13 protein-coding genes are annotated in these 15,561 nt (G+C 65.9%); 8 read left to right on the forward strand and 5 right to left on the reverse strand.

Going from position 1 to position 15,561, the window contains the following annotated elements; translation table 11 throughout:
- Positions 1 to 111 precede the first annotated feature (111 nt).
- The 5 genes from pimD (at position 112) to ACETMP_RS27860 (ending at position 5,367) form a co-directional block, all read left to right on the forward strand.
- Entirely contained in the window at positions 112 to 1,254 is a 1,143-nt protein-coding gene (gene pimD, locus ACETMP_RS27840) for a pimeloyl-CoA dehydrogenase small subunit (RefSeq protein WP_375158651.1), read from the forward strand.
- A gap of 145 nt (positions 1,255 to 1,399) precedes the next feature.
- Positions 1,400 to 2,173 carry an SDR family NAD(P)-dependent oxidoreductase gene (locus ACETMP_RS27845; RefSeq protein ID WP_375158652.1) on the forward strand — a complete coding sequence of 258 codons (774 nt, stop codon included), beginning with the start codon at positions 1,400 to 1,402 and terminating at the stop codon, positions 2,171 to 2,173.
- Positions 2,174 to 2,452: 279 nt separating this feature from the next.
- On the forward strand, positions 2,453 to 2,860 hold the full coding sequence (locus ACETMP_RS27850; protein WP_375158653.1) for an endonuclease domain-containing protein: 408 nt from the start codon (positions 2,453 to 2,455) through the stop codon (positions 2,858 to 2,860).
- A 295-nt stretch (positions 2,861 to 3,155) separates the two neighbouring features.
- Positions 3,156 to 4,667: a glycerol kinase GlpK gene (gene glpK, locus ACETMP_RS27855; RefSeq protein WP_375158654.1), complete on the forward strand. Its 1,512-nt coding sequence runs from the start codon at positions 3,156 to 3,158 to the stop codon at positions 4,665 to 4,667.
- Between the two features lie 106 nt (positions 4,668 to 4,773).
- Complete coding sequence (locus ACETMP_RS27860; RefSeq protein ID WP_375158655.1) at positions 4,774 to 5,367, forward strand: GNAT family N-acetyltransferase; 594 nt, start codon at positions 4,774 to 4,776, stop codon at positions 5,365 to 5,367.
- Positions 5,368 to 5,458: 91 nt separating this feature from the next.
- Here ACETMP_RS27860 and ACETMP_RS27865 read toward each other — a convergent pair whose 3' ends face one another.
- Together ACETMP_RS27865 and ACETMP_RS27870 are read right to left on the reverse strand one after the other, a co-directional pair.
- Positions 5,459 to 5,890, reverse strand: a complete 432-nt coding sequence (locus tag ACETMP_RS27865) for a DUF6636 domain-containing protein (protein WP_375158656.1) — start codon at positions 5,888 to 5,890, stop codon at positions 5,459 to 5,461.
- An 11-nt stretch (positions 5,891 to 5,901) separates the two neighbouring features.
- Positions 5,902 to 6,885 carry a threonine/serine dehydratase gene (locus ACETMP_RS27870; protein ID WP_375158657.1) on the reverse strand — a complete coding sequence of 328 codons (984 nt, stop codon included), beginning with the start codon at positions 6,883 to 6,885 and terminating at the stop codon, positions 5,902 to 5,904.
- Between the two features lie 27 nt (positions 6,886 to 6,912).
- Between ACETMP_RS27870 and ACETMP_RS27875 the strand changes: the two genes are divergently transcribed.
- Positions 6,913 to 7,215 (forward strand): ArsR/SmtB family transcription factor, encoded by a 303-nt coding sequence (locus ACETMP_RS27875; protein WP_375158658.1) that lies wholly within the window; start codon positions 6,913 to 6,915, stop codon positions 7,213 to 7,215.
- A 143-nt stretch (positions 7,216 to 7,358) separates the two neighbouring features.
- On the forward strand, positions 7,359 to 7,988 hold the full coding sequence (locus ACETMP_RS27880; RefSeq protein ID WP_375158659.1) for a glutathione S-transferase family protein: 630 nt from the start codon (positions 7,359 to 7,361) through the stop codon (positions 7,986 to 7,988).
- 409 nt (positions 7,989 to 8,397) lie between these two features.
- Here ACETMP_RS27880 and metH read toward each other — a convergent pair whose 3' ends face one another.
- Complete coding sequence (gene metH / locus ACETMP_RS27885) at positions 8,398 to 12,243, reverse strand: methionine synthase (protein ID WP_375158660.1); 3,846 nt, start codon at positions 12,241 to 12,243, stop codon at positions 8,398 to 8,400.
- Positions 12,244 to 12,249: 6 nt separating this feature from the next.
- The gene (gene metF, locus ACETMP_RS27890; protein ID WP_375158661.1) at positions 12,250 to 13,170 is read right to left on the reverse strand and encodes a methylenetetrahydrofolate reductase [NAD(P)H]; all 921 of its coding nucleotides are present in this window, start codon (positions 13,168 to 13,170) and stop codon (positions 12,250 to 12,252) included.
- A gap of 417 nt (positions 13,171 to 13,587) precedes the next feature.
- On the opposite strand from metF, the gene ACETMP_RS27895 reads away from it, so the two are divergent.
- A complete protein-coding gene (locus tag ACETMP_RS27895; RefSeq protein ID WP_375158662.1) occupies positions 13,588 to 14,604 on the forward strand; it encodes an LLM class flavin-dependent oxidoreductase in 1,017 nt (338 codons plus the stop codon).
- 85 nt (positions 14,605 to 14,689) lie between these two features.
- Here ACETMP_RS27895 and ACETMP_RS27900 read toward each other — a convergent pair whose 3' ends face one another.
- Positions 14,690 to 15,550, reverse strand: coding sequence for a prephenate dehydratase (locus tag ACETMP_RS27900; protein WP_028138552.1), 861 nt, complete (start codon positions 15,548 to 15,550; stop codon positions 14,690 to 14,692).
- Positions 15,551 to 15,561 lie beyond the last annotated feature (11 nt).

Here is a 15,561-nt window from a genome sequence, read left to right on the forward strand (position 1 = left end):
CGGAATCCATCGGGCCGCATACGCTGAGGCGAAATGGATTCCGGGCCTGGCCCTTCGGGCCATCCCGGAATGACGAAGCAAAAGTAATTCCGGGTACGAGGAACCAAAGAAATGGATTTTGATCTGAACGAGGAGCAGCGGCTTCTCAAGGAAAGCATCGACGGCCTCTTGACCGATTCCTACGATTTCGAGCAGCGCAAGAAATACATGGCGGAGAAGGGCGGCTGGAGCAGAACGGTATGGCTCAAGCTCGCCGAGCAGGGCCTGCTCGGCCTGCCCTTCAGCGAGGCCGAGGGCGGCTTCGGCGGCGGCGGCGTCGAGACCATGATCGTGATGGAAGCGCTCGGCAAGGCGCTGGTGCTGGAGCCTTATCTCGCCACGGTCGTGATCGGCGGCGGCTTCCTGCGCCATGCCGGCACCGATGCGCAGAAGGCCGCGCACGTGCCTTCGATCATCGACGGCAGCAAGACGCTCGCCTTCGCCCAGCTCGAGAAGAATTCGCGCTACGATCTGTTCGACGTTACCACGACCGCGAAGAAGAAGGGTGACGGTTGGGTGATCGACGGCGAGAAGTTCGTCGTGCTCAACGGCGAGAACGCCGACACGCTGGTCGTCACCGCGCGCACCAAGGGCGAGCGCCGCGACAGGTCCGGCATCGGCGTGTTCCTGGTCCCGGCGAATGCCAAGGGGGTCGCCAGGAAGGGCTATCCGACCCAGGACGGCCTGCACGCCGCCGACATCACCTTCACCGGTGTCGAGGTCGGTGCCGATGCCGTGCTCGGCAACCCCGAGGATCTGCTCGCGCTGATCGAGCGCGTGGTGGATGAGGCCCGCGTCGCGCTCTGCGCCGAGGCGGTCGGGCTGATGGACGAATCGCTCAAGACCACGGTCGAGTACATCAAGACGCGCAAGCAGTTCGGCGTTGCGATCGGCTCGTTCCAGTCGCTGCAGCACCGCGCCTCCGACATGTTCGTCGCGGCCGAGCAGGCGCGCTCGATGTCGATGTTCGCGACCATGGCGAACGATTTCGAGAACGCCAAGGAGCGCAGCAACGCGATCGCCGCGGCCAAGGTGCAGATCGGCAAGTCGGCCAAATTCGTCGGCCAGCAGTCGATCCAGCTCCACGGCGGCATCGGCATGACCATGGAGGCGAAGATCGGTCACTACTTCAAGCGCCTCACCATGATCGAGAACACCTTCGGCGACACCGACTACCACCAGCGCCGCGTCGCCGACGCGGGCGGGTTGGTCTGAGTCGATCTGAGCCACACGACGACTGTCATCCCGGGGCATCGCGTAGCGATGAACCCGGGATGCATCGGGCGGCAGTACGCGCGGTGAAATGGATTCCGGGTTCGCGCTACGCGCGCCCCGGAATGACCAAGAAGAGAGGGCGCAAATGAAAAACACCCCGTTCGATCTCACCGGCAAGGTCGCCGTCGTCACCGGCTCCAGCCGCGGCATCGGCCGCTCGTCGGCGGAGCTGCTGGCCAAGCTCGGGGCCAAGGTCGTCGTCTCCTCGCGCAAGGCCGACGCCTGCAAGGAAGTCGCCGACGGCATCATTGCTGCCGGTGGCGACGCCATCGTCATTCCCTGCAACATCGCGCGCAAGGCCGAGGTCGAGGCGCTGATCTCCGGTGCCACCAAGCATTACGGCAAGATCGACGTCCTGGTCTGCAACGCCGCGGTGAATCCGTATTACGGCCCGCTGCTCGACATCACGGATGAGGCGTTCGACAAGATCATGGGCTCGAACGTCAAGAGCAACATCTGGCTCTCCGCGCTCGCGATCCCGCAGATGGCGGAGCGCGGCAATGGCTCGGTGATCATCATCTCCTCGATCGGCGGCCTGCGCGGCTCCACCGTGATCGGCGCCTACGGCATCTCCAAGGCCGCCGACTTCGCGCTGTGCCGTTCGCTCGCCGGCGAATGGGGACCCAAAGGCGTCCGGGTCAACTGCATCGCGCCCGGCCTGGTCAAGACCGACTTCGCTCGCGCGCTGTGGGAAGACGAAGCCAACCTGAAGCGCCGCACGGCGACCACGCCGCTGCGCCGCATCGGCGAGCCCGACGAGATCGCCGGCGCCGTCGCCTACCTCGCCTCCGACGCCTCGAGCTTCATGACCGGCCAGACCATCGTCATCGACGGCGGCGTGACCACCGCCGCGGTGTAGCGGCGACACACCACTTTCAATTGCAGTACGAGCGCGCTTCACTTGCCCTCTCCTGGAGGGCAGGGCCATCGCATGTGAGTTGTGGGGCACCGACTGTTTCTACAGCGTCATGGCCGGGCTTGTCCCGGCCATCCACGCGTTTCCACGCGGCACAAGAACGTGGATGCCTGGGACAAGCCCCGGGCATGACGCCCCCTGCAAAATGTGCACGTGCGATAGCCCTGCCCTGGAGGGGGTCGATCGCGCACAGCGCGAGCGGGGTGGGGTGAAGCCACACAAATGGTCTCAACATCGATCCGACGCGCCGCCGCAAGGAAGCTGAGAGCGAACACGACACCGCACGAGCGAATGTTATGGCGTGCCCTCAAAGACCTTCCGATGGACGGCTCGCACTTCCGCCGCCAGGCGCCGATCGGTCCTTATGTCGTCGACTTCTTCTGCCCGGCCAAGCGCCTCATCATCGAGCTCGACGGCGGACACCACGACGAAGACGCCACGGCCGCCCACGATCGCGAACGTCAACGCTGGCTCGAGAACGAAGGCTATCGCATTATCCGCTTCTGGAATTCGGAGCTCTCAAACGATCTGACCGCGGTGATGGAGCGGATCTATGTTGAGCTCTATGGCTCGAGCGAGGCGGAAACGATGCACCTCGCTCACCGGCGCAAGCGAAAAACGCCAACGTAATCGAAGCGCCCTCTTACCCTCCCCTGGAGGGGTCCGGGACGAGCGTAGCTCGCCCGTGGGTCGATCGCGCGTAGCGCGAGCGGGGTGGGGTGATCTCTCCCCACGGGCACTGTTGGCTGTGGAGAGACCGTCACCCCACGCCGGATCACATTCCGCTTTGCTGCATGTGATCCGACCCTCCCCCTCCAAGGAGGGTAAGAAGGCGCCTGCCGCGGACGCCTTGACCTCTTGCTGGCAATCCCGTTTCTTTGGCCCGACACACCGACCCGCAGGGAAAACGCCAAGGTAAGCCGCCATGTCTTTCGTCCTCGCCATCGACCAGGGCACCACCTCCTCGCGCGCGATCGTGTTTCGCGGCGACATCTCCATCGCGGCGAAGGCGCAAGCCGAGTTCCCGCAGCACTTTCCGGCCTCGGGCTGGGTCGAGCACGAGCCGGAGGACATCTGGACCTCGACCGTGATGGTGTGCCGCGAGGCCATCGAGCAGGCCGGCATCAGCGCAAAGGACATCGCCGCGATCGGCATCACCAACCAGCGCGAGACCACCGTGGTGTGGGACCGCGCGACGGGGCAGGCCGTGCACCGCGCCATCGTCTGGCAGGACCGCCGCACCGCCGACATCTGCGCGAAACTCAAGGCCGACGGCCGCGAGGGCGTGATCTCGCAGAAGACCGGCTTGATCATCGATCCCTATTTCTCCGGCACCAAGGTCGCCTGGATTCTCGACCACGTCCCCGGCGCCCGCGCCCGCGCGGCGCGCGGCGAATTGATGTTCGGCACCGTCGATTGCTACCTGCTGTGGCGCCTCACCGGCGGCAAGGTGCACGCCACCGACGCCACCAACGCCTCGCGCACGCTGCTGTTCAACATCCACACCGGCCAGTGGGACGACGAGCTCCTGGAGATCATCGGCGTGCCGCGCTCGATGCTGCCCGAGGTGAAGGATTCCTCCGCCCGCTTCGGCGAGAGCACGCCAGATCTGTTCGGCGGCGCGATCGCCATCTCCGGCATCGCCGGCGACCAGCAGGCCGCCACCATCGGCCAGGCCTGCTTCCGCCCGGGCATGATGAAGTCCACCTACGGCACCGGCTGCTTCGCGCTGCTCAACACCGGCACCACCCCGGTCGTGTCGAAGAACAAGCTGCTCACCACCGTCGCCTATCAGCTCGACGGCAAACGCACCTACGCGCTCGAAGGCTCGATCTTCGTTGCGGGCTCAGCGGTGCAATGGCTGCGCGACGGCCTCGGCATCATCAAGCATGCCGCCGAGACCGGTCCTCTTGCCGACCAGTCCGACTCGATGCAGAGCGTCTATCTCGTGCCGGCCTTCGTCGGCATGGGCGCGCCCTACTGGAATCCGCGCGTGCGCGGCGCGCTGTTCGGCCTCACCCGCAATACCGGCCCCGCCGAGCTCGCCCACGCCGCGCTGGAGAGCGTCTGCTACCAGACCTTCGATCTCTGGGCCGCGATGCGCGCGGACTGGCCGAGCTCGGAAACCGCCAGCGTCGTGCTCCGCGTCGACGGCGGCATGACCGCCTCTGACTGGACCATGCAGCGCCTCGCCGATCTCCTCGACGCACCGGTCGATCGCCCCGTAATCCAGGAGACCACGGCACTCGGCGCCGCCTACCTCGCCGGCCTCAACGCCGGCGTCTATCCCGAGCCGACCAAATTCGCCGACAATTGGCGATTGGAGCACCGCTTCAAGCCGAACATGAGCCAGGCCACGCGCGAGCGGAAGCTCGCCGGCTGGGCGAGGGCGGTGAAAGGCGTGCTCGCGAGCGACGAGGGGGAGGTGGAGCGGTAAACTTCGTAGCCCGGATGGAGCGCAGCGCAATCCGGGACCGCTGCCGGCTCTGCCAAGAATCCCGGATTACGCTGCGCTCCATCCGGGCTACACGGTTGCGAGAACAATGATCCTCCCCGACGGCTATTCCGACGTCCCCAACGGCAAGATCGCCGCAATCGTCACGCATCTGGAGATGACCGCACCTCCCGCGCGCCGCGACGATCCGCCCGGCAAGTGGACCCTGCGCAAGGTCGATGCCCCCGCGCTTCATTGGTACCGCGACATCTTCCGCCGCGTCGGCGAGGACTGGCTTTGGTTCTCGCGCGCCCGCATGACCGACGCCGACCTCGCCGCAATCATCCAAGCGCCTGATGTTGAAATCTACGCGCTGGTCGCAGGCGGCCGCGACGAAGGCCTGCTCGAGCTCGACTTCCGCGACCCCGGCCAGTGCGAGCTGGCCTATTTCGGCGTCACCGCGCCCCTCATCGGCACCGGCGCCGCCCGCTTCCTGATGAACCGTGCGCTGGAGCGCGCCTGGTCACACGATGTCCGCCGCGTCTGGGTCCACACCTGCACCTTCGACCATCCCTCCGCCGTCGCGTTCTACCAGCGCTCCGGCTTCCGCCCCTTCCGCCGCCAGATCGAGATCGCCGACGACCCGCGGCTTGATGGCACCGCGCCGCGAACGGCCGCGAAGCATGTGCCGATTATCGAATAGTGCGCGGCCGTAGCCCGGATGGAGCGAAGCGCAATCCGGGAATGCGCTCAAAAAGATCCCTGCATGTCGCTCCGCTCGTGCGGGCTACCTCTCAAAACACCTCCTGCTTCCCCCGCGCCAGCGAAAACCCACGCTGCATGGCGTTGAAGCACGTCAGCCCCGTCTGCTCCGACCGGCACGTGAATCCCCCGCGCTGCCACACCTCGCCATAGGCCAGCACCGGCAGTGATTGATCCATCACGGTGTCGCCGGCGCAGATGCGGCTTGCGGCGCCCTTCGCGCTCATCTCGAAGGCGTGGCCCCAGTCGAGCTCACAATCGGCGGGCCGGCGCGGGCGCGCGTCCATGTTCATGATGTCGCAGCGGAGCACGCCTTTATCGTTGGCTTGGCCGTTATCGGTGAAGAACTGGCAGGCGATGTTCTTCGACGGCGTCAGGAAGCCGGTCGGGCGGTCCTGCGCGTGGGCAGCGCCGATCATCGGCAACAGGATCGCTATCAGGATCAGTCCGCGTGGCCCCGCCATGTCATTCCCGCTCAGCTGTCGAAATTCACCGCCGTTGTGTTGGCGCCGCAGACCAGGACCGCGACGCGTTCGCCGGCCGAGGGACGATAGCGGCCGGAGAGCACCGCGGCAAAGGCGGCGGCGCCGCCGGGCTCAGCGACGAGGCGCAGGTGCGACCACAGGGCGGCCTGGGCCTGCCGGATCGCATCGTCGCTGACCAGGACGACGCGCTCGACATGGGAGCGCGCGAGCGGAAACATCAATTCGCCGACGCGCCGCGGCGCAAGACTGTCGGCGGCGATGCCGCCGGCCGGCGCATCGACCGGGGCGCCCGCCTCGAACGCGGCATGCAGGGTTGGCGATTGCTCCGGCTCCACCGCGACGATGCGCGTCCTGCCGCCGTACCATGCCGCAATGCCGCCGATCAGTCCGCCGCCGCCGACCGCCACCAGCAGCGTGTCGATGCCGGGCGCATCCTGCTCCAGCGCCAAGCCGACGCTGCCCTGGCCGAGCAGAGTTTCGGCCTGATCGTAGGCGTGGATCGCCAGCGCGCCGGTCTGCGCGACATGCGCCTCGCTCGCAGCGAGCGCATCGGCGTAGCGGCTGCCCGCGATTACGAGCTTGGCGCCGTAAGTCCTGATCCGCTCGGCCTTGGCCGGCGAGGTGATGTTGGGCACGAAGATCGTGGCGGGAATGCCGAGCCGCTGCGCCGCATAGGCGACGGCCGCGCCGTGATTGCCGCCGGATGCGGCGACGACGCCGGCCTGCGGCACCTGCCGCAACAGCAGATTGGCGAAGGCGCCCCGCGCCTTGAACGATCCGGAATGCTGCAGCATCTCGAGCTTGAAGGTGACCGGCGCGGCGGGCAGGCCGAAATCGGCGAGATCGACCTGAAGCAGCGGCGTGCGCCTGATATGCGGACGGATGACGGCTTCGGTCGCCGCAATCTGCTCCCGCGTGATGTCCATTGCCGCTGTCATGATGCCGTTCAGGATAGCGCAAGGGAGCGTTGACATCAATTAGGTAATTAGCAAAATAGCTAAATGAAGTTTGCCGTCGCCCTGCGCGCGCTTGCCAGCGACCGCCGCCTGCAGATCCTGGAATGGCTGCGGGATCCGCGGCGGCATTTTCGCGAGCAGGAAGATGGCGACCTGGTCGAGGACGGCGTCTGCGGCTTGCTGATCGCCGAGAAGCTCGGCGTCAGCGCCCCGACTGTGAGCGAGCACATGCGGGTGCTGACATCAGCCAAGCTGGTGCGCGCCAAGCGCATCAAGCAGTGGACGATGTACAAGCGCAACGAGACCGCCATCGCGGCGCTCAAGCGCGCGATCCATGACGGCCTTTGAGCGTGGTGCGCGGTGAGGGCCGTCGCGGACGTCGTTGCAGCCGGCGCAATGCTCCCTTTCCGAGATTTTTGTTGCGTCGCATCGTGCTGGTCGGGGAGACTGATCGGCCCTGCCTGTTTCAACGATCGAGAAGAGCGAGAACCATGTTCCTGATCGGCCAATATGATTCCCCCTTCGTCCGCCGCGTGGCGATTGCGCTGAGGCTTTACGGGCTCGCTTTCGAGCACAAACCATGGTCGACCTTCGGCGATGCCGACAAGATCGCGCCGTACAATCCGCTGCGCCGGGTGCCGACGCTGGTGCTCGACGATGGCGAGGCGCTGATCGAGAGCATGATCATTCTCGATTATCTCGACGACCTCGTCGGCCCCGACAAGGCGATGCTGCCCCGCGGCGGTGCCGAGCGGCGCAGGCATCTGCGCATCTGCGCGCTCGCGTCCGGTCTCGGCGACAAGGCGGTGAGCCTGCTCTACGAGCGCGTGCTGCGAAAGGAGCAGCTCGCGCTCTGGGTCGAGCGCTGCCAGGCGCAGATCGGCGACGTGCTGAAGGTGCTGGAAGCCGAGCGCGCGAAGGTGACGACGCCGTACTGGCTGGGCGATCGCATCGGCCACGCCGACGTCGCGGTCGCCTGTGTGGTCCGCTTCACCCGCGAGGCGCATCCGCAGCTGTTTGACGCCTCGCGCTATCCGGCGCTAACCGCACATGCGGACCGTTGCGAGGCCTTGCCGCCGTTTAGCGAGATCGTGCAGCCGCTGGCGCCGCCGAAGGGGTGAGGCTGTCACCCTCCCCTGGAGGGTCCGGGACGAGCGTAGCTCGCCCGTGGTCGATCGCGCGCAGCGCGACCGGGGTGGGGTGATCTCTCCGCACGGGCAGCGCTTCCGCGGAAAGACTATCACCCCACCTCGGTTCGCATGCCGCTTCGCTGCATGCGAACCGATCCACGGGTGAGCTGCGCTCGTCCCGAACCCTCCAGGGGAGGATGGGCACCGTGCGTGTGCGAGAGTTACAAGACAGCACCGCCGGCTTTGCGCCACCGCGCACGCCAGCCGATAATGGAATACTAGCCCTGTTTTGCCCGACGCCGCAAAGCGGCTTCGGGAGAACCGAAATTCTTCAATCTTTTCAACCCCATTCTACTGTGCATGGGGTTGTTTTCGCATTTTTTGTTTGGCAGGCGGGTCTCTACCCCGCCCCCGCGCGCTTCTTCTGCCAGACCAGATGCACCGCGCAGGTGCAGCCCGGCGGATGCGAGGCGAGGTCGTTCGACGGCTCGTCGTTCGCAGGCTTTGCTGCGAAAGCCTTGTCCTGTTGCGACGGGATGTAGTTCAGCACCGGCGCGAGCCAGCGCTCGGTCTCCGCGACGCTCATACCCTTGCGCGCGGCGTAGTCCTCGACCTGGTCGCGCTCGATCTTGCCGACGCCGAAATAATAGCTCTCGGGATTCGCGAAGTAGAGGCCCGAGACCGAGGAGCCCGGCCACATCGCAAAGCTCTCGGTCAGCTTCACGCCGGCTGTCGCCTCCGCATCGAGCAGCTCGAACAGCGTCGCCTTCTCGGTGTGGTCGGGCTGGGCGGGATAGCCGGGCGCGGGGCGGATGCCTTGGTACTTCTCCAGGATCAGATCCTCGCTGGAAAGCGTCTCGTCCGGCGCATAGGCCCAGAACTCGCGGCGCACGCGGGCATGCATGCGCTCGGCAAAGGCCTCGGCGAGGCGGTCGGCCAGCGCCTTGCACAGGATCGAGGAGTAATCGTCGTTCGCCATCTTGAAGCGGTCGGCGACCGCGTCCTCGCCGATACCGGCGGTGACGACGAAGCCGCCGATATAGTCCGGCAAGCCCGCGGGCGCGATGAAGTCGGCGAGCGCGGCGTTGAAGCGGCCTTCGCGCTTCTCCAGCTGCTGGCGCAGCGTGTGCAGCGTCGCGATCTTCTTGGTCCGGCTCTCGTCGGCATAGAGCGCGATGTCGTCGCCTTCGGCATTCGCCGGCCAGAAGCCGATCGTTGCGCGGGCCCGGAACCATTTCTCCTTGACGATGATGTCGAGCATCTTGCGCGCGTCGTCATAGAGCGAGCGCGCGACCTCGCCGACCTTGGCATCGTCGAGAATGGCGGGGAAGCGTCCGGCGAGCTCCCAGGTCTGGAAGAACGGCGTCCAGTCGATGCAGTCGACCAGCTCGGCGAGGTCGTAGTCGTCGAAGCTGCGGATGCCGAGGAAGGTCGGCTTCACCGGCTTATTGGCGGCGAAATCGACCGGCACGCGGTTGGCGCGGGCATCAGCCAGCTTCAGCCGCTTCTTGTCGGCCTGCGCGCGCAGATGCGCTTCCGAGATCTTGGCGTATTCGGCGCGTACCTCGGCGGCATAGGCCTCGCGCTTCTCGGGCGAGAGCAGCGAGGACGCAACGCCGACGGCGCGGCTGGCGTCGTTGACATGCACGACGGGGCCGGCGCGATAGCTCGGGTCGATCTTGACGGCGGTATGCACGCGGCTGGTGGTGGCGCCGCCGATCAGCAGCGGCAGCTTGAGGCCTTCGCGCTGCAATTCACCGGCGAAGAACGCCATCTCGTCGAGCGAGGGCGTGATCAGGCCCGAGAGTCCGACGATGTCGGCCTTCTCCGCCTTCACGGCCTCGACGATCTTGGCCGCGGGCACCATCACGCCGAGGTCGATGACCTCGAAATTGTTGCACTGGAGCACGATGCCGACGATGTTCTTGCCGATGTCGTGGACGTCGCCCTTGACGGTCGCGAGCACGATCTTGCCCGCGGACGAGGAGCCTTCGGTGCCGATGCCGTTGGCGAGGTTGCGCGCCTTCTCCTCCTCCATGAACGGCATCAGCCAGGCCACCGCCTGCTTCATCACGCGCGCGGACTTGACGACTTGCGGCAGGAACATCTTGCCGTCGCCGAAGAGGTCGCCGACCACGTTCATGCCGGCCATCAGCGGGCCCTCGATCACGTCGAGCGGACGCGAGGACTGCTTGCGGGCTTCCTCGGTGTCCTGCTCGATGAATTCGGTGATGCCGTGCACCAGCGAATGCGACAGCCGCTTCTCCACCGGCCATTCGCGCCAGGCGAGATCGGCTTCCCTGCTTTCCGTCTTCTTGCCGCGGAATTTCTCGGCGAGTGCCAAGAGCCGCTCGCTCGCGCCCGGATCGCGGTTGAGGACGACGTCCTCGCAGGTCTGGCGCAGCTCCGGATCGATGTCGTCATAGACGATCATCTGCCCGGCGTTGACGATGCCCATGTCCATGCCGGCCTTGATGGCGTGATACAGGAACACCGAGTGCATGGCCTCGCGCACCGGCTCGTTGCCGCGGAACGAGAAGGAGAGGTTGGAGACGCCGCCCGAGATGTGCGCGCCCGGCAGGTTCTGCCGGATCCAGCGCGTCGCCTCGATGAAGTCGACGCCGTAATTGTTGTGCTCCTCGATGCCGGTCGCGATCGCGAACACGTTCGGATCGAAGATGATGTCCTCGGGCGGGAAGCCGACCTTGTTCACCAGGATGTCGTAGGCGCGCTTGCAGATCTCGGTCTTGCGCGCGAACGTGTCGGCCTGGCCGATCTCGTCGAACGCCATCACCACGACGGCCGCGCCGTGGCGACGGGCGATCTTGGCTTCGTGAATGAACTTCTCCTCGCCCTCCTTCATCGAGATCGAGTTGACCACCGGCTTGCCCTGCACGCATTTCAGGCCGGCCTCGATCACCGAGAATTTCGAGGAATCGACCATCACGGGGACGCGGGCGATGTCGGGTTCGGCGGCGACGAGGTTGAGGAAGGTCACCATCGCGGCTTCCGAGTCCAGAAGCCCCTCGTCCATGTTGACGTCGATGATCTGCGCGCCGTTCTCGACCTGGTCGCGCGCGACCTGCAGGGCGGCGGTGTAGTCGCCGGCGGTGATCAGCTTGCGGAAGCGGGCGGAGCCCGTGACGTTGGTGCGCTCGCCGACGTTGACGAAGGGAATCGCGTCCGTCAGCACGAACGGCTCGAGGCCGGACAGCCGCAGGCGCGGTTCGATCGCGGGCACGATGCGCGGCCTGTGCGGGGCGACGGCCGCTGCAATCGCCGCGATATGGTCCGGCGTGGTGCCGCAGCAGCCGCCGACGATGTTGACGAGGCCGTCGCGGGCGAATTCGCCGATCAGCCGCGCCATGTACTCCGGGCTCTCGTCATATTGGCCGAACTCGTTGGGCAGGCCGGCGTTGGGATAAGCACAGACCAGCGTATCGGCGACGCGGCCGATATCCGCGATATGCGCCCGCAAATCCTCGGCGCCGAGCGCGCAATTGAAGCCGATGGTGACGGGCCTGGCGTGCCGCACCGAATTCCAGAACGCCTCCGGCATCTGGCCCGAGAGCAGGCGGCCGGACTTGTCGGTGATGGTGCCCGACACCATCACGGGCATGTCGATGCCGCGCTCTTCGGTGATCTCGGCGATCGCATAGAGCGCCGCCTTGGCGTTCAGCGTGTCGAAGATGGTCTCGACCAGCAGGAGGTCGACGCCGCCATCGAGCATGCCGCGGATCTGCTCGCCATAGGATTTGCGCAAATCGTCGAAGGTGACGGCGCGGTAGCCGGGATTGGAGACATCGGGCGAGATCGAGGCGGTGCGGTTGGTCGGGCCGATGGCGCCCGCGACGAAGCGCGGCTTGCCGTCTTCGGCCTCGACGCGCCGCGCGGCATTGCCGGCGAGGCGGGCGCCTTCGCGCGCCATCTCGTAGACGATGTCGGCGAGGTCGTAGTCGGCCTGCGCGATCGACGTGGTGGAGAACGTGTTGGTCGCGACGATGTCGGCGCCGGCGCGCAAATAGGCGGCGTGGATATCCTCGATCGCCTGCGGCTGGGTCAGGATCAAGAGGTCGTTGTTGCCGCGCAGGTCGCGATGGAAGTCCTTGAAGCGCTCGCCGCGGAACGCTTGCTCATCGAGCTGCAGATTCTGGATCATCGTGCCCATGGCGCCGTCGAGCACCAGGATGCGCTCGCGCGCGGCGTTGAGCAGGGCAGTTCGCTTGGCGGAAACGGGGACGGTCATTTTCTCTTACGCAGCCTTCTGCACGCTCTTGGCGCGAATGCCGAGCAAATGGCAGATCGCGAACACGAGATCGGCGCGGTTCATGGTGTAGAAATGGAAGGTGTCGACGCCGTGCTTGGCGAGCTTCTGCACCTGGCCGGCGGCCACCGTCGCGGCCACCAGCTTGCGGGTCTCGGCGTCGTCGTCGAGGCCCTCGAATTTCGCGGCGAACCAGTCCGGCACCGTGGTGCCGGCGCGGGTGACGAAATTCCGGGCCTGCTTGAAATTGTGCATGGGCATGATGCCCGGCACGATCGGAATATCGATGCCGCGGGCGCGGACGCGGTCGAGATAGCGGAAGTAGAGGTCGTTGTCGAAGAACACCTGGGTGATCGCACGCGTCGCGCCGGCATCCACCTTGGCCTTCAGCGTGTCGATGTCGGCGTCGAAGTCGCGCGCCTCGGGATGCTTCTCGGGATAGGCCGAGACGGACACTTCGATATCGGCGTGCCGCTTCTTGATCCCGGCGACGAGCTCGGCCGAGCTTTGATAGCCGTCGGGATGGCTGGTATAGGGCGTGCCGATGCCGCCGGCGGGATCGCCGCGCAGGCCGACGATGTGGCGGACGCCGACCTCGTGATAGCGGTCGACGATCTCGTCGATCTCACCGCGCGAGGCGCCGACGCAGGTCAGGTGTGCGGCCGGCAGCAGCGCGGTTTCCTTCAGGATCCGGGCGATGGTCGCATGGGTGCGCTCGCGGGTCGAGCCGCCGGCGCCGTAGGTTACCGAGACGAATTTCGGGTCGAGCAGGGCGAGCCGGTTGATGGTCTCCCAGAGACTGCGCTCCATCTCCTCGGTCTTGGGTGGAAAGAACTCGAAGGAGATCGCAGGCCGCTTCAGGTGCCCGTCTTGCCCGTCGGCCCGGGCAGGAATCGTCAGATCGGTCATGGCACCACTCACTCCAGATTTGCCGCCAAGAGATTCGTCGCCACGTCTCGGCGCCAGATTCGGCGGCCGACCGTCAGCTCAACTGGCGCGCAGGATAAGCCAAAGACGACTTGATCGACAGCCCATCGGAGATGGGAAGTAGCCCACTTCTGTCAATATTTCTGGAATTTTACGCTTTGGGTGGATTGTAGTGGGATATTCGGCTCATAAAAATAGAATATATATATCAATATCATATGCAGGAAGTGGGGGTCAAATCCAGGAATTCAGGTCGATGGGCAGGTCGAAGTAATCGTTATCTAGATGTCAATTGGCCCATCGCATCGCCGAACTACCGCATCTGCTCTCGGCCGGCACACGTCAGACCTGCGCAGCCGCCCATTGTCGCCGCGCGGCCGTCCACTACGTTAGGCCGCCATGATCCCGCTCTCCGTTCTCGACCTCTCCGTTGTCACCACCGGCACCAAGCCTGCCGCGGCGCTGCGCAACAGCATCGATCTGGCGCGCCATGTCGACGGCCTCGGCTATGTCCGCTACTGGCTCGCCGAGCACCACAACCTCGCCTCCGTCGCGAGCCCTGCGCCCGACGTCATGATCGGCCAAATCGCGGCGGTGACAAAGCATATCCGCGTCGGCTCCGGCGGGGTGATGCTGCCCAACCACGCCCCGTTGGTGGTGGCCGAGCGCTTCAAGATGCTGGAGGCGCTGTTTCCCGGGCGGATCGACCTTGGCCTCGGCCGCGCGCCCGGGACCGACGGTGCGACGGCTTACGCGCTGCGCAGCCGGCTGGATCGCCGCGAGGGCGACGATTTTCTGGAGCGGCTGCATGAACTGATCCTGTGGCAGACCCGCGAATTCCCCGCCGGGCACCCCTACAACAACGTCGTCGCCATGCCCGACGATACCGCCCTGCCGCCGATCTGGCTGCTCGGCTCCAGCGATTATTCCTCGGAGTTGGCCGCGCAGATCGGCATGGGCTTCGCCTTCGCCCATCACTTCGCCTCCCACGATGCGGTCGATGCGATGGTGCATTACCGCAATCGCTTCCAGCCCTCGGCCTGGCGCACTAGCCCGCACGCGATCCTCGCGGTCGCCGCCATCGCGGCCGATACCGATGCGGAGGCCGAACGGCTTGCCGCTTCGTTCGACCTCAACCGGCTGCGCCGCGACCGCGGTCAGTATTTACCGCTGCCGAGCGTCGAGGAGGCGCTGGCCTATCCCTACTCCGACGCCGAGCGCACCTCGATCCTGCGCAACCGTTCCCGCCTGTTCGTCGGCAGCCCCGCGACCGTGCAGAGGAAGCTGCAGCCGCTGATCGAGGCGAGCAAGCCGGACGAACTGATGGTCATCACCGCCGTGTACGATCACGCGGCGCGGAAAAGGTCGTATTCGCTGCTGGCGGAGGCGTTCGAGCTGGCGAAGCCGGCGGCTTAAGCGTCATTCCGGGGCGATGCAAAGCATCGACCCCGGAATCTCGAGGTTCCGGGTTCACGCTTTCACGTGCCCCGGAACGACGCCATCAACTCTGCTGCGATTCGCTGAACGTCGCGCGGAACGGATGGCCGGGATAGACGCCGACGATGCGGAATTCGCGCGAGAAGAATTTCAGCTCCTCGATGGCGAAGGCGAGGCCCTTGTCCTCGGGATGGCCGTCGACGTCGGCGTAGAACTGCGTGGCGAAGAAATTGCCATCGACCATGTAGCTTTCTAGCTTGGTCATGTTGACGCCGTTGGTGGCAAAGCCGCCGAGCGCCTTGTAGAGCGCGGCCGGCAAATTGCGCACCCGGAAAACGAACGTCGTGACCAGCGGGCCGGAGCCCTGCGCGGCCCATTTCGGCTCGCGCGCCAGCACCACGAAGCGCGTGGTGTTGTGGGCTTCGTCCTCGATGTCCTCGGCGAGGATGTCGAGGCCATAGATCTTTGCGGCGAGGCGCGAGGCGATCGCCGCCACGGTCTTGTCCTTGCGCTCGGAAATGTCGCGGGCGCTGCCGGCGGTATCGGCGTGCACGATCGGCTTGATGCCGAGCTTGCGGATGATGCGGCGGCACTGGCCGAGCGCATGCACATGGCTCTCGACGCTCCTGATGTCCTCGAGCCTGGTCCCCTTCACCGCCATCAGCTGATGCCGAACGGGGAGAAACCACTCGCCGATGATGAAGAGACCGGAGGCCGGCAGGAGATGATGGATGTCGGCGACGCGGCCCGCCACCGAATTCTCGATCGGGATCATGCCGAGATCGGCCTCGCCCGACGAGATCGCCGACAGCGCGTCCTCGAAGGTGGCGCAGGGCATCGGCTCGGCGTCGGGATAGGCCTCGACGATGGCGATGTGCGAATTGGCTCCGGGTTCGCCCTGGAATGCGATCTTCATCTTGCTCATGATCGGCCTTG

Source organism: Bradyrhizobium dasycarpum (assembly GCF_042019905.1).
GTDB lineage: Bacteria > Pseudomonadota > Alphaproteobacteria > Rhizobiales > Xanthobacteraceae > Bradyrhizobium > Bradyrhizobium japonicum_B.

Excerpts from the sequence above, each read along its gene's own strand:
- ACETMP_RS27895 (WP_375158662.1), top strand. The coding sequence starts at position 13,588 with ATGATCCCGCTCTCCGTTCTCGACCTCTCCGTTGTCACCACCGGCACC.
- ACETMP_RS27875 (WP_375158658.1), top strand. The coding sequence starts at position 6,913 with ATGAAGTTTGCCGTCGCCCTGCGCGCGCTTGCCAGCGACCGCCGCCTG.
- glpK (WP_375158654.1), top strand. The coding sequence starts at position 3,156 with ATGTCTTTCGTCCTCGCCATCGACCAGGGCACCACCTCCTCGCGCGCG.
- ACETMP_RS27870 (WP_375158657.1), bottom strand. The coding sequence starts at position 6,885 with ATGTCAACGCTCCCTTGCGCTATCCTGAACGGCATCATGACAGCGGCA.
- pimD (WP_375158651.1), top strand. The coding sequence starts at position 112 with ATGGATTTTGATCTGAACGAGGAGCAGCGGCTTCTCAAGGAAAGCATC.
- ACETMP_RS27845 (WP_375158652.1), top strand. The coding sequence starts at position 1,400 with ATGAAAAACACCCCGTTCGATCTCACCGGCAAGGTCGCCGTCGTCACC.
- ACETMP_RS27900 (WP_028138552.1), bottom strand. The coding sequence starts at position 15,550 with ATGAGCAAGATGAAGATCGCATTCCAGGGCGAACCCGGAGCCAATTCG.
- ACETMP_RS27865 (WP_375158656.1), bottom strand. The coding sequence starts at position 5,890 with ATGGCGGGGCCACGCGGACTGATCCTGATAGCGATCCTGTTGCCGATG.
- ACETMP_RS27850 (WP_375158653.1), top strand. The coding sequence starts at position 2,453 with ATGGTCTCAACATCGATCCGACGCGCCGCCGCAAGGAAGCTGAGAGCG.
- metF (WP_375158661.1), bottom strand. The coding sequence starts at position 13,170 with ATGACCGATCTGACGATTCCTGCCCGGGCCGACGGGCAAGACGGGCAC.
- ACETMP_RS27880 (WP_375158659.1), top strand. The coding sequence starts at position 7,359 with ATGTTCCTGATCGGCCAATATGATTCCCCCTTCGTCCGCCGCGTGGCG.
- ACETMP_RS27860 (WP_375158655.1), top strand. The coding sequence starts at position 4,774 with ATGATCCTCCCCGACGGCTATTCCGACGTCCCCAACGGCAAGATCGCC.
- metH (WP_375158660.1), bottom strand. The coding sequence starts at position 12,243 with ATGACCGTCCCCGTTTCCGCCAAGCGAACTGCCCTGCTCAACGCCGCG.